Source organism: Streptomyces sp. Edi4, from assembly GCF_040253615.1.
Lineage (GTDB): Bacteria > Actinomycetota > Actinomycetes > Streptomycetales > Streptomycetaceae > Streptomyces.
The window spans coordinates 5,242,204-5,255,591 of the sequence record NZ_JBEJGY010000004.1; the positions used below are offsets into that span (position 1 = coordinate 5,242,204).

A 13,388-nucleotide genomic window follows, 5' to 3' on the forward strand; every position below is an offset into this window, starting at 1 on the left:
GGAATTTTCCGTCCCCCGATTCGGTCACTATAGAAGCCGCCCATTGCGTCGATCACAGAGGGCGCCCCATTCACTTACTGAGTCACCGAGGATCGAGTCTTGACTGAGCAGCTGCGACTGATGGCCGTGCACGCCCACCCCGACGACGAGTCGAGCAAGGGCGCGGCCACCATGGCGAAGTATGTGTCCGAGGGGGTGGACGTGCTGGTCGTGACCTGCACGGGAGGCGAGCGCGGCTCCATCCTCAACCCGAAGCTCCAGGGCGACAAGTACATCGAGGAGCACATCCACGAGGTCCGCAAGAGGGAGATGGACGAGGCGCGCGAGATCCTTGGCGTCCGTCAGGAATGGCTCGGTTTCGTGGACTCGGGTCTCCCCGAGGGCGACCCGCTGCCGCCGCTGCCCGAGGGCTGCTTCGCCCTGGAGGACGTGGACGAGGCGGCCGGGCGCCTGGTGCGTTCCATCCGTCACTTCCGTCCGCAGGTCATCACGACCTACGACGAGAACGGCGGCTACCCGCACCCCGACCACATCATGACCCACAAGATCTCGATGGTCGCCTTCGACGGCGCGGGGGACGCGGAGAAGTTCCCCGAGGCCGAGTTCGGGCCGGTGTTTCAGCCGCGGAAGCTGTACTACAACCAGGGCTTCAACAAGCCGCGCACCGTCGCGCTGCACGAGGCGCTGATCGCCCGCGGCATGGACTCCCCCTACGGTGAGTGGCTGGAGCGGTGGAAGGAGTTCGGCCGCGCCGAACGTACGCTGACCACGCATGTTCCCTGCGCGGAGTTCTTCGAGATCCGGGACAAGGCGCTGATCGCGCACGCCACGCAGATCGACCCCGACGGCGGCTGGTTCCGCGTTCCGCTCGACCTTCAGAAGGACGTCTGGCCGACCGAGGAGTACGAGCTGGCGAAGTCGCTCGTGGACACTTCCCTCCCCGAGGACGACCTCTTCGCGGGCGTACGCGACAATGCCTGATATGAGCGCAAGCCTCGCAATGACGCACTTGGTCCCGCTGGCCGACGAAATCAACAACGACAAGGTGACGCCCGGTGTCCTCGGGTTCATCGTCTTCGCGGCACTCGCCCTCGGCGTGTGGCTCCTGATGAAGTCGATGAACCGGCACATGGGCAAGGTCGACTTCGAGGAGTCCCCGGAGCCGGACGCCGCGGCGTCGGCGTCTGCCCCTGCGGCCAAGGACACGGCCAAGAGCGCGGCCAAGAGCGCCTAGCCGGCAGGCCGCGCCGCCCGGGTCGTCGGCGCCCCGGTCCGCCCCATCCGTACGGCCAAGGCGCTCCGGGTCGGCCGCGCCGCCCGGGCCGGCGAGGGCCACGCTGTGACGACGAAGCCCGGCCGCTCACATGCGGCGGGGCTTCGACGCCTGGGCCGCCGCGCCGCCCGGGTCGCCCCGCGCCACGTCGGTCAGGGCCCGGGGGTGGGTTCGTCCGGTCCCGGGCCCATTTCGGCGGCCCGAGGCGCGGCGAGGCGCGAGGCCGGCCGCCCGGGCCCTGGAGCTACGGGGTCGGCGGGCCGCTCGCGGGCGATGCGGCGTCCGCCGAAGCCGGTACGCCCATGACCTCCCGGGCGTGCCGGTCCGGGACCATGCCGAGCTGCCAGGCCTGCCAGCCCGCCTCCAGGGAGACACCGCGCTCCAGCATGAGCGCGAAGGCCTCCACACAGTCCTCCAGCTTGCTGTCGCGGGCGTCGTGCCCGGCGCGCAACAGCTCGGCCAGCTCCTCCTGCGCGACCGCCGTGCCCACCTCCACGCCGCCCGCGCCCGCGTACGGCAGCAGCGTGCAGCGCAGGAAGCGGGCCCAGTCGCCGCCGCGCCGGTCGTCGTAGGAGGCGAAGAGGGCGGTCGCCTCGTCGCACAGGGCGAGCGCCGGGCCAGGCCGGTTGTTGCCCGCGTCGATCAACGCCAGCTCAAGGCAGGTCCAGGCCTCGCCGTGTGCCACCCCGATGCGGTGGAAGTCGGTGCGCGCGTCGACCAGGAGCTGCCGGGCGAAGCCGGAATTGCGCAGATTGCCGGTCTGGGCGGCCCGCTGGTCGCGGGTGACCCGGCCCGAGTGGTGGCGGGCGCACGCCAGCCCGTACACGTCCCGCATGCGCGAGAACATCGTGCGGGCCCGCTCCAGGTCGCGTACCGCCTCATCGCGGTCGCCGCGCTCCTCCAGGGCCTGGCCCAGGTAGTACAGCGTCCACGCCTCGCCGCGCGCGTCCTCCTGCTCGCGGTGGCGCGCAAGCGCCTGGCGCAGCCCGTCGATCGCGGGCCCCGCGTCGCCCTCGACGAGCCGGGCCCGGGCCAGCTGGGTCAGCGCCCAGGCCTCGCCGCGCCCGTCGCGGGTGTGCCCGTACAGATCGAGCGCGGCACGCAACTCGGCCTCGGCGCGCGGCACTTCACCGGCCCGCAGATGGAGCTGGCCGAGCTGGAAGTGGGTCCAGGCCTCGCCGTGCAAGGACTCGTTCTCGCGGTGCAGGGCCAGTGCGGTGGCGAGCAGGGTCCGCGCGGTGGACAGGTTCGCGCGGTCGCGCTCGACCGCCGCGAGCGCGTGCAGCGACCAGGCGCGGTCGCCGGACAGCTCCTCGCCGCCCTGGAGGCCGATCGCCTCACGCAGCCGGGCCGCCGCCTCGGCCAGATTGCCCTGGTGGTGCAGGGTGATGCCCAGCGAACACAGGGCCAGCGCCTGGCCCGCGTCGTGCTGGGCCTCGCGGTAGAGGTCGACCACCGAGGACAGCGTCGTACGCGCGGTGTCCAGCTCGCCGAGCTGACGGGCCGCGATACCGGTGCGCCACTGCACCGATCGCACCAGGAGCCCCTGGCCGACGGCCTGCGTCAGCTCGCTGATCTCGCCCAGGCGGTAGAGGTCGCCGCGCAGCAGGCAGTAGTCGCACAGCGCGCCGAGCAGGCTGAGCACGGCCTCCTGGTCGACGCCCTCGGCCTGGCGCAGGGCCGCCGTGATGAAGCTCGACTCGTCGTCGAGCCAGCGCAGCGCCGCGTCGAGCGAGGGGAAGCCGTGGCCGCCGAACTGGCCGGCCCTGGTCGACATCTTGCCGTCGACCATCCGCCCCACCGCGTCGGCGAGCTCCGCGTAGTTGCGGATCAGGCGTTCCTGGGCCGCCACCCGCTCGCCGGGGTCCTCCTCGTCGGCCAGACGCGCCAGGGCGAAGGAGCGTACGACGTCGTGCAGGCGGTAACGGCTGCCCCGCACATGGTCGATGAGGCCGGCCGTCGCGAGCGCGGTGAGCTGGCGCTGCGCCTCCTGTTCGTCGGCGGCGAGCAGGGCCGCCGCGGCGGCCGCGCCCAGCGAGGCCCGGCCCGCGAGCGCGAGGCGGCGCAGCAGGCGGCGGGCCGGCTCGGACTGGTCGGTGTAGCGCAGCCACAGGGCCCGCTCGGTGGGCGCGACCGGACCGTACGCCGACAGGTCCGAGGCGAGCGCGCGCGGCGAACGCGGCCCCAGCGAGGACCCGGCGACGCGCAGCGCCAACGGCAGCCCGCCGCACAACTGCCTTACCAGCTCGGCCGATTCGGCGTCGTAGGGGCCGCTGTCCTTCTCTTCGGCGGCCTCGCGCAGCAGCTCCTCCGCGCCCGCCGCGTCCAGTGGTTCCACCGGCAGCTGGTGCACCCACGCCGGGAAGTCGGCGGGCAGCTCCAGCGGCTTGGACGAGGTGACAAGGACCAGGCCCTCGGAGCGCTGCGGCACCAGGGTGCACACCTGCTCGGGGTCGTCGGTGTCGTCCAGGACGACGGTGACCGCGAGGCCCGTCAGATGCTGGTGGTAGAGCTCGGCCAGGCGGCGCACCTGCTGCTCGGGCGACGACCTTCCCCACGCTTTCGACTCCGCCCGGTCAGGGGTGGCCCCATTGCGGAAGAGCAGCTGTTCGCGGGGGGCGCCGAGCCGGTTGAGCAGATGGAGCAGCGCGTCCCTGGTGGGCAGGGGGTTCTCGCCCGCAGGGCCGCCGCCGCGCATGTCGACCAGGCACGCGCCCCGGAACTGGTCGCGCAGGGCGTGCGCCGCTCGGAGCGCCAGGGTGCTGCGGCCCGAGCCGGGCGCGCCGTGCAGGACCACGACGACGGGGCGGGTCTCGGTGGAGGCGCGGGCCGCCTGCACCCACTGGCCGATCCGGGCCAGCTCCGTCCGCCGGCCCGCGAACGGGCCCTGCGGATCGGGCAGATGGCCGAACGACTGCTCAAGGACCGACCTGCGTCGCGCGGCCGCGCTCTTGTCGGTGCCGCGCAGCTGCGTCGGCACCTTCTTCTTCTGCTGCGGCTGGGGGCTCACCACCCGCTGCTGGTCGAGGAAGGGCCGGATGCCGCGCACCTCGAGGGCGGTCAGCCACTGCAACCGCAGCTGTTCGAGGCCGCCCGGCTGGCTGAGCGCCCCGGCCCTGTGGTGGGCGGCCGGCACGTGCGAGAGCGTCACCTTGGCGACCGTCGCGGCGGCGCCGGCCACCAGGACGGCCGCCCCCGCCCCCACCGCGCCGCCCGCGCCGAACCCGAGCGCCCCGTCGACCACGATCGCGGCGGCCGCGCCAACTCCCGTCGCCAGCAACGCCGTTGGGCCGCCGTCGCGTCCGAAGCGCTCTTTGAAGGAGAGCTGTCCGGCCGCCGCCTCGTCCAGGGCGTGGGTGTACGCCGCGTACTCCTCGGCCGCGCTCTGCGCCAGCGCGTCGAGTGCGCCCCGGCCCCGGGAGAGCAGCGCGTTGCCGTCGGACCGCCCGCCGGAGCGCCGTACCTCTTCCTCCACGGCGCGTACCAACAGCCGTTCGGCCTCGGCCCGATGGCTGTCCCGCATGTGCGTCCCCCTTAGAGAGCCGGTCCCGCCTGCGCCTCCCAGTGTCGTGGGTGACGGGCGTCGGCGCGAGCGAGTCGCGGGATCATCTCCCGTGCGGGGACGGGCCCGTGGGCGCGCCGGGCGGCTCAGGCGCCGTCGGCCTTCGCCGCCATGAGCTCGTCGAGCTTGTCGAGGACCAGCGCCGCGTGCCGCGCGGGGTCCGGCACGGGGTGCAGCAGCGCCCGCACCTCACCCGCGCGGTCGAGGATCACCGCCGCCCGGGCGAACAGCGTCCGCCCGTGCGCCGTCACCTCGGGAACGCCGAGCTCCCGGCCGAGCGTCAGGCCGCTGTCGCCCACCAGCGGGTACCCCAGGTCGCGGGCGCGGGCGAACTTGGCCAGGTGTCCCGGCGCGTGCGCGCTGACGCCGAGAACACGGACGCCGGCCCGGGCGAACCGGGCGGCATCGTCCCGCACGGAGCACAACCCCGTGGTGCAGCCGCCCAGTTCGGGCAGAACCTCCCCGATGCCGGGCTCGGTGATGAAGAACAGCGCGGTCCAGGGATGTTCGGCGGACGGGATGCCGACCGGACCTTCGGTGCTCTCGACGGTGACGTGCATGGTGGTTCCTCGCGGGGTGGGGGTGGGTGCGGGCGCCAAGGGGGCGGATGCCGTGGAATCCCGGTGCCGCCCGCCGGCTCACACGGCCCGCGAGGTCGCGCCTTGTCTCCGACGCCCGCTCACCGTAGCGGTCGGCTTCGCCGCCATCGCCTGACGGGGGTGGTGTTCGCGCGGGCGGTGAGGGGACGGCCGACCGGCCGTCGTGTCCGCCGATACCCCGGTGCTTCGCCCGGAGAGCGGGATGGGCCCTGAGCGCGCAAGCCCCGTCGGCCAGCCCCAGTAGGCGGCGGCGCTCACACCTCTCTGATGATCACGCGGCTCCCGCAGAGCTTCGACCAGTCGTCGCGGTCGGAGGTCAGAACGATCACGGGGCTCGGGACGCGGAGCGCGAGCGCGGCGACGAGGGCGTCGATGGCGTACTTGTGCCCGTGCAGCCCGCCTGCGTCCTGAAGCAGCTCCACCGCGGTCAAGGAGTCCTCCTGGGTGACCGTTTCCACCCGCAGCCGGGAGAGCACCCACTTCAAACGCGCCAGATCGGTCTTCCCGTGGACGGCTTCCACAATGGTCAGCACGGACACGAGGACGGGAACCCCCGCCTGCCGGGATGCCTCGATGCGAGCCGCCATACCGCGGTCGTTGCGCAGCAGCAGGGAGAGCGCTTCGGAGTCGAGCACCAGCGAGCGGGTCGGCCGCTCCTTCACGCGGCGCCCCGTTCGACATCCCCGGCCTTCTCGTCTCCGAATAGCTCGCGACGAGCGGCTTCGATCTCCTGCTCCGTGAGCGCTCCGTGCTCTTCCTCGTGGGCCGCGACGATCTCGGCGAGCCCATCCATGGCGAGCTGATGCCTCACGGCCTCGGTGATGTAGCCGGACAGGCCTCGGCGCCCGGTTCTTGAGCGGAGCTCACTGACCAGCTCGGCGGGCATGGATACGGAGATGTTTTCGGTGGTCCCGGCTCGGGTCGGCTTCACACCGGAAGTGTAAGACGATGTCTATTACAAGAGAAGGATCTCGGCACCCGCGTCTGCGGCGGCCAGCAGCCCGGCATCCACGAGGTCCGAGACAGATACCCGCCGTCCCTCGACCGGCCAGGAGGTTCGCCCCGGTGGCGCTTGCGCACCGTTGCCCAGCTTGCCCGGCCGTAGGTGTTGTTTTCGGCGCGATCCCCCTTGGCACCGGTCTGATCACCGCGGAGGCGCATGCAGCACCGCAGGATGCTCGGCGATTCATATATTAAGCACATACGGTGAGTGACCAGCATGGAATAGTTGCCAAGATCGGTGTCGCCAGGGAAGACGACCGTCTTGATTCGGGCGTTGAGTGACCTGGCTCTGCGAGGGAAACGGGTCTTGCTGGTATCCGCAACCAATGTAGCGGTGGACAACGCGCTGGAGGCCGTTGCTCAAGGAGCGGGATTCGCTGGCACCAGGCCTGATGGCCGAGCCGGCTCTCCCGCGCTCCGTCAGGTGGCCGAGGACCGTGGGTTTCGTTGCCTTTACTGGTGCGGGCGAAGGTGGCGCAGGCCGAGCGGGCGGTGGAAGAGGTCGCCGAGCAGCTCGCCGCTCTGGCGACCGAGCGATCTGGGAGGCATTAGAAGGCCCCGTCCAGTACACCGCCATCCATGACGATGACACCTGCACCCCGGCGCCCTCGATGCGGGAGCACCTTTTACATGTGCTTGGTGTACCAGGGGGACCAGAGCCAAATACGGTGGCGGGCCTGGTTAAGGGGACGGCCCTCGGCAGCCTCAGCGCCTTGTCTCATGCGCCGGGCGTTCAGGGGCGACGAGAGATCATGGTCCCGTTCCGGGTCCGCCGATTCGCCCGCGATATTCTTGACCACGAGAACGATGAACTCTTGCTCCACCCGCTCGTCTGCCCCGACCATGGACGCGAGGCCGAGCTGCGCAAATGGACTATCTCGTCCAAGCAGCGCCCTGCACGATCCCCGCACGCGACCAACGCATGCATGCTGATCACGGCCGCCAGATACACGATCGGAGTCGTGCTTTCCGCCGCCAGTGGCATGATCTGGGCTGTGCTTTCGTATGGACATCTGCCGCAGGCACCTTTTGGTAGGCCGTGCTCGCACATCGTATGTCCTGGCCCCTGTGCATGACGAAGGTGAGCTCCCAGAGGGGTCATAGTTCGGCGGCTTGACGCTGAAGGCTCTGTCTCTATTTCTGAGAGGCTGAGCTGCCCTCAGGAAGTACATGAACGGGCTGCGGCATCTTCTCTCCGCGCTGAAACCGAAGCTGTTTGACGGGTTTCTGGAGGACCCAGGCATTCCATGCTTTGAGGTAGAGGCCGAGTTGTCCGCGTGAATCGCTCCGGCGGCGTCCGCTGGTGCCTGTGCCAAGAGAGATCAGTGCATTGCGAAGAGCCAGCCGAGGATCTCCCGGGGAGAGGTTAGCGCCGGTTGTCACGCCCTTCACCCATGAATCCTGGTCGACGCCGGGTGACGCCTCGTGCGTGGTGTAATAACCAACCGCCGCAGCAGTGGGAATGATAAGGCGTTCCTTGCTCATGAGCCGCGCGATTCCGCAGGCAGTCGCGACCTTCTCCCGATTCGCCTCCAGGAAGGCGAGTACCTGGGCGTTGGTGAGACGAGAGGAGTGCCCCTTCCATTCGGTGTCGGGCATGGTGTTGAAGAGATGAATATGGCGAATGGCGGCAGCCATGAGTGCCGCGTCATGCTCGCCTTGCATGGCGAGGACGGTCGATGCTGTGCGAGAACGGCCGGTATCCATGACCGAGAATGTCTCGACGGGAACGTTCTCGAACACGAATAGTGAGACCGTCTGGCCTGATTGACGGATGGCTTCGAGGCGATGTTGCCCGTCCAAGAGGCGACCGTCGGACCAGGATCCCGAAAATGCGATGCCTTGATGGCTGACGAGCCATTCGCCCCGAAGGATCGCCTCCCGAAGATGCGCTACTCGGCCTTTGTCCAGGGGGCGGTTATCGCGGTTTCGCGTGAGCATCTCTGCGGCCAGGGACGGCGAGATGCTGACGATGCCCGACGTGAGGGGAGCTTCTTGGGAGGCGGTACGCCGAGTGGTGGTCATATTGCCCAGTGTGACGCGAGTTTCAGCCCCTCCTGGTCATCCGATCACATTTCATCGAAAATGCTCGATAGTTGACCATCGAGTGCAATGTTTTGCTCGAGCTATCTCTGGCGTTGACTTGGTTTCGTCAGTCCAGAACGTCCAGGCTGGTGAGTGTGGCCCTGGGTGCCGCGGAAGCTCTTTCTGTGTAGCGGGACCTGCGTATGAGTGTCCCTATGGACGCCGGCGCGTGGCGACTGCTGGGCCACGGGGAGAGCCGTGCCTGAGGCTTGGGTGGGCTGAGATGTGCACGCACTTTGCGATGGCATACTGTCGCCTTACGGTTACCCACTGTTGTGGCTAGGGCGGGGCGTGGCATGCATGGCGCTCATGTCCGGCACATCTGGTGGGATCCATCGCCTTGGCGTCACCGAAGGGCTGGGCCGGTGGAAGTCGTCCGGCACTGCCGGAGGGCTGCCGGAGTACGCCCGAGAGGGTGGTTGGTCGTCATTGTCCTATGAGCTGGCCGACTGTCCTCCAAGTAGCGAGAAGGGTCTGGAAGTTGGCCCGCGAGTTCAAGCTCCTTATGGTGCTCGTTTGCATGGTCTTCGTGATCATCATTGCTGTCGGTGCTGGTCTCCTGTGGAGCGTGCTCGGCCATGAGCGTTCGGCCAGTGTGAAAGCCGCCGGCGTGACGTTTCTGAGCTTGGCGGGAGTAACGGTTGCCTTGCTTCAACTCCTCCTCTGAGCGTGTAGGGGCAGGATGGAGTCCTTGATTGTGCGAGAGTGGAAGGATGAACCGACTGGCAGACTCCCAGTCGCCCTACCTCCTCCAGCACGCCGCCAACCCGGTGGACTGGTGGCCCTGGGGAGACGAAGCGTTCGCGGACGCGAGGCGGCGGGGGGTGCCGGTGTTTTTGAGTGTCGGGTACAGCTCCTGTCACTGGTGCCATGTCATGGCGCACGAGTCGTTCGAGGACGAGGCCACCGCGGCCTATATGAACGAGCACTTCGTGAACATCAAGGTGGACCGCGAGGAGCGGCCCGATGTGGACGCGGTCTACATGGAGGCGGTGCAGGCGGCGACCGGGCGGGGCGGGTGGCCCATGTCCGTGTTCATGACCCCGGACGGCGAGCCCTTCTACTTCGGTACGTACTTCCCGCCCGAGCCCCGGCACGGCATGCCCTCCTTCCGGCAGGTGCTCGAAGGCGTCCAGAGCGCGTGGGCGGGCCGGCGCGAGGAGGTGACCGAGGTCGCCGAGAAGATCACTCGCGATCTGGCCTCCCGCGAACTCGACCACGGCGCGGGCGGGCTGCCCGGCGAGGAGGAGCTGGCGCAGGCGCTGCTCGGGATCACCCGCGAGTACGACCCGGCCAGCGGCTGGCTCGGCGGGGGCGACACCAAGTTCCCGCCGGGCATGGTGATCGAGTTTTTGCTGCGCCACCACGCGCGGACCGGCTCGGAGGCGGCCCTCGAAATGGCCGAGGGCATGTGCGAGACCATGGCCCGCTCCAGCCTCTACGACCAGATCGGCGGCGGCTTCCACCGCTATGTGCTGCGCCCCCGCCCGCACGCCACGCTGGTGCCGCACTTCGAGAAGATGCTCTACGACAACGCCCTGCTGTGCCGGGTGTACACGCACCTGTGGCGGGTCACCGGCTCGGACCTGGCGCGCCGCGTCGCCCTGGAGACCGCCGACTTCATGGTCCGCGAGCTGCGCACCAACGAGGGCGGGTACGCCTCCGCGCTCGACGCCGACAGCGATGACGGCGGCGGACACCATGTGGAGGGCGCGTTCTATGTGTGGACGCCCGCACAGCTCACCGAGGTGCTGGGCGAGCGGGACGGTGAGGCGGCGGCGCGGCACTACGGGGTGACGCCGGAAGGCACGTTCGAGGAGGGCGCCTCCGTCCTCCAACTCCCCGCCGAGGCAGGCGAGTTGCCCGGCTCCGCGCGTGACCGGCTTCTGGCGGCGCGGGAGCTGCGGGCGCGGCCCGGGCGGGACGACAAGCTCGTCGCGGCCTGGAACGGTCTGGCCATCGCCGCGCTCGCCGAGACCGGCGCGCTCCTGGACCGCCCGGACCTGGTCGAGCGCGCCACCGAGGCGGCGGACGTTCTCGTACGGGTCCACCTGGACGACCACGCGCGGCTCGCCCGTACGTCCAAGGACGGCCAAGTCGGCGCGAACAGCGGGGTGTTGGAGGACTACGCCGACGTCGCCGAGGGCTTCCTCGCGCTGGCCGGGGTGACCGGCGAGGGGGTCTGGCTGGAATTCGCCGGGTTCCTGCTCGACATCGTGCTCGACCAGTTCGCCGGTGAGCAGGGCGTCCTGTACGACACCGCGCACGACGCGGAGCGGCTGATCCGGCGCCCGCAGGACCCGACCGACAACGCCACGCCCTCGGGGTGGACGGCGGCGGCCTCGGCCCTGCTCTCCTACGCGGCGCACACCGGCTCCTCGGCGCACCGGGAGGCGGCGGAAGGGGCGCTCGGGGTGGTGCGGGCGCTCGGGCCACGGGCGCCCCGGTTCATCGGGTGGGGGCTCGCGGCGGCCGAGGCGGCGCTGGACGGGCCCCGCGAGGTCGCGGTGGTGGGGGCGCCCACGGATCCTCGGACGGGAGCGTTGCACCGCACGGCACTGCTTTCGGCCGCGCCGGGAGCGGTGGTGGCGGTGGGGGCGCCGGGGGACGCGGAGTTCCCGCTGCTCGCGGGGCGGCCGTTGGTGGACGGCGCGCCGGCGGCGTACGTGTGCCGGCGCTTCACGTGCGACGCTCCGGTGACGGCCCCGGACGCCTTGGCGGACGCGCTGACCTGAGTCCGACGGGCTGTCCTGACCCCGCCGGGTTGTCCTGACCCCGCTTGTGCGGGCGGGCCGGCGCCGAGTGGCCGGGGGCGCGGCGCGCTACGTCGGGGGCAGGCCGCTGGACAGGACGGTCATCGTGCGGGCGACGAGGTCCAGGAGGTCGTCCTCGTGGTCCCGCTCCGCCCAGTACACCGACGCCTCGTGCAACGCCCCCAGCACCGCCATCGCGAACACCCGGACCTCCAGGTCCGCCTCCACCCGCCCCGCCCGCTCGGCCAGCACCCCGCACAGCAGGCGGCCCGTCCGCGCCACCGACTCCATCACCCGGGCCCGCAACGCCGGCACCTGGGCGATCAGCCGCGTACGCTGCACCGTCTCCTCGCGGGCGTGCAGCAGCGCGATGCGGGCCGCCTCCGTGATCACGTACCGCAGGGAGTCGAGGGGAGCCTCCTCGGCCGGCCGGGCGCGCAGCTCCCGCAGCAGGACCTGGTCGAACTCGTCGGTGAGGACGATGTCCTCCTTGGCCGGGAAGTAGCGGAACACCGTCGAGGGCGACACCTCCGCCTCCTGCGCGATCTGCTCGACGGTCGTGGCCTCGTACCCGTGCGCCGCGATCAGCCGGTACGTGGCGCGGCGGATCCCGGCACGGGTCTTGATCTTCTTGCGCTCCCGCAGGCTCAGTTGAGACTGAACGCGGCTCTCCGCGCCCGGGGCGAGGGACCCGCCCCGGTCGGCGGCGGGGGAGCGGGGGCGGGAGGTGGCGGCCATGACGGTCATTGTCCGCCAAGGGCCAGGGGCCAGGGGGCCGTGGTCTCGGCCGGGGCGGCGTAGTCGACGCCCGGCACGCCCCACCCGTACAGCTCGCGGATCTGGCCCATGAACCACTCGGCGCCGGCGGTCGCGCGCGTGAGGCCCGTCCGGGGGTCGGACCACAGGGCGCGGACGCGGTCCTGGACGTGCTCGTCGAGTTCCCAGCCGTCGAGGCGGATGCGTCCCTCGCCGTCCGTGACCAGCGGGGCCGCCCCGGTGAGCTGGTCCCAAGGGTCCTGGGCCTGCTCGGTGGTGGTACGGAAGTCCTCGCCGAGGACGGCGCGCAGGAACGTGGTGTAGAGGGCGATGGAGGGGATGGCGCTCGACGCCTGAGTGACGGCGGCGCCCGCGGCGACGGTGAACGCCCGGCCCCGGCCCGCCAGAACGCCCGCGGTGAGCTCGCCCGCCGTGCGCTCCAGGTGTTCCTTCGCGGCGCCGATGGTGCCCTGCCGGTAGATGGGGGCGGTCAGTTCGGAGCCGATGTAGGTCAGCGCCGCAGTGGTGAAACCGTCGGCCAGCAGGGCGCGTTCGGCCAGCGCCTCGACCCACAGGCGCCAGTCCGCGCCGCCCATGACCTGCTCGGTTGCGTGCCGTTCGGCGGGCGTCGCGGGTTCGAGGCGGACGCTGCTCACGCGCGGCGTGGCCTCGGAGAAGTCGAGCGCGGGGGCTTCGTAGGGACGGCCGATGGGCTTGATCACCGAGTGGTGGACGGTGCCGGTGGCCGGGTCGGTGCGCCGGGGCGCGGCCAGGCTGTAGATGAGGTGGTCGACCGGCCCGTACCGCTTCTCCACCAGGTCGAGGACCTGCGCCTTGCCCTGCTCGGAGAAGGCGTCGGCGTTGACGAACACGAAGTCGTGGCCGCCCTCCTGGACGAGGCGGGCCGCAGCGGCGGTGCGGTACCAGCCGGCGCTCGCGGTGCGCCGCTCGGTCTCCGGCGCCTCGAAGGCGACGCCGACGCCCCGGATGCCGTGCCCGCGCAGCCCCGTCAGGAGCGTGGCCAGGCCGTAGCCCGCGCTGTGCCCGAGCAGCAGCACCACGGGACTCGTGCCGCCGGGGCGGGCGGGGATCCGCTCCCACATGCGGGTGACCGTCTCGGCGGCCCCCACGGGGTGGGCGTTGACGATCAAAAGGCCGCGCTGCTTCGGGTCGATCTGGCGGAGGCTCACGAGATGAGGTCTTTCCTTGGAGGGCCGGGTGGCGAGAAGGTGACGTACACCCGCGCGCACACCGCCGGGCCCCGCTCCCGGCGGGCGCCTTCATGATCGTAACGACGCCCGGGGGAGCGGCTGTGACGAGCGCGGTACGGAGAAACCGCCCGCCACTTGTCGCCTTCC

At 70.9% G+C, this 13,388-nt stretch carries 11 protein-coding genes; 4 read left to right on the top strand and 7 right to left on the bottom strand.

The window, feature by feature from the left end; all coding sequences use genetic code 11:
* Positions 1–99 precede the first annotated feature (99 nt).
* Positions 100–981, top strand: a complete 882-nt coding sequence (gene mca, locus ABR738_RS25955) for a mycothiol conjugate amidase Mca (protein ID WP_350232356.1) — start codon at positions 100–102, stop codon at positions 979–981.
* On the top strand, positions 974–1,234 hold the full coding sequence (locus tag ABR738_RS25960; protein WP_350232357.1) for a hypothetical protein: 261 nt from the start codon (positions 974–976) through the stop codon (positions 1,232–1,234). Before mca ends, ABR738_RS25960 begins: the two co-directional genes overlap by 8 nt.
* 283 nt (positions 1,235–1,517) lie before the next feature.
* Here ABR738_RS25960 and ABR738_RS25965 read toward each other — a convergent pair whose 3' ends face one another.
* From ABR738_RS25965 to ABR738_RS25985, 5 genes are all read right to left on the bottom strand, one after another.
* Positions 1,518–4,796: a tetratricopeptide repeat protein gene (locus ABR738_RS25965; RefSeq protein ID WP_350232358.1), complete on the bottom strand. Its 3,279-nt coding sequence runs from the start codon at positions 4,794–4,796 to the stop codon at positions 1,518–1,520.
* 125 nt (positions 4,797–4,921) lie between these two features.
* Positions 4,922–5,395 carry a redoxin domain-containing protein gene (locus tag ABR738_RS25970; RefSeq protein ID WP_350232359.1) on the bottom strand — a complete coding sequence of 158 codons (474 nt, stop codon included), beginning with the start codon at positions 5,393–5,395 and terminating at the stop codon, positions 4,922–4,924.
* 293 nt (positions 5,396–5,688) lie between these two features.
* Positions 5,689–6,096 carry a type II toxin-antitoxin system VapC family toxin gene (locus tag ABR738_RS25975; RefSeq protein WP_350232360.1) on the bottom strand — a complete coding sequence of 136 codons (408 nt, stop codon included), beginning with the start codon at positions 6,094–6,096 and terminating at the stop codon, positions 5,689–5,691.
* Positions 6,093–6,365 (bottom strand): hypothetical protein, encoded by a 273-nt coding sequence (locus ABR738_RS25980; RefSeq protein WP_350232361.1) that lies wholly within the window; start codon positions 6,363–6,365, stop codon positions 6,093–6,095. Before ABR738_RS25980 ends, ABR738_RS25975 begins: the two co-directional genes overlap by 4 nt.
* 1,205 nt (positions 6,366–7,570) lie before the next feature.
* Positions 7,571–8,461: a hypothetical protein gene (locus ABR738_RS25985; protein ID WP_350232362.1), complete on the bottom strand. Its 891-nt coding sequence runs from the start codon at positions 8,459–8,461 to the stop codon at positions 7,571–7,573.
* Between the two features lie 580 nt (positions 8,462–9,041).
* On the opposite strand from ABR738_RS25985, the gene ABR738_RS25990 reads away from it, so the two are divergent.
* Positions 9,042–9,188, top strand: a complete 147-nt coding sequence (locus ABR738_RS25990; RefSeq protein WP_350232363.1) for a hypothetical protein — start codon at positions 9,042–9,044, stop codon at positions 9,186–9,188.
* 46 nt (positions 9,189–9,234) lie between these two features.
* Positions 9,235–11,256 (top strand): thioredoxin domain-containing protein, encoded by a 2,022-nt coding sequence (locus tag ABR738_RS25995; RefSeq protein ID WP_350232364.1) that lies wholly within the window; start codon positions 9,235–9,237, stop codon positions 11,254–11,256.
* Between the two features lie 87 nt (positions 11,257–11,343).
* Here the strand turns inward: ABR738_RS25995 and ABR738_RS26000 are convergent, their stop codons facing one another.
* The gene (locus ABR738_RS26000; RefSeq protein ID WP_502964140.1) at positions 11,344–12,021 is read right to left on the bottom strand and encodes a TetR/AcrR family transcriptional regulator; all 678 of its coding nucleotides are present in this window, start codon (positions 12,019–12,021) and stop codon (positions 11,344–11,346) included.
* Positions 12,018–13,220, bottom strand: coding sequence for an enoyl-[acyl-carrier-protein] reductase FabV (locus ABR738_RS26005; protein WP_350232366.1), 1,203 nt, complete (start codon positions 13,218–13,220; stop codon positions 12,018–12,020). Before ABR738_RS26005 ends, ABR738_RS26000 begins: the two co-directional genes overlap by 4 nt.
* Between the last annotated feature and the right edge of the window lie 168 nt (positions 13,221–13,388).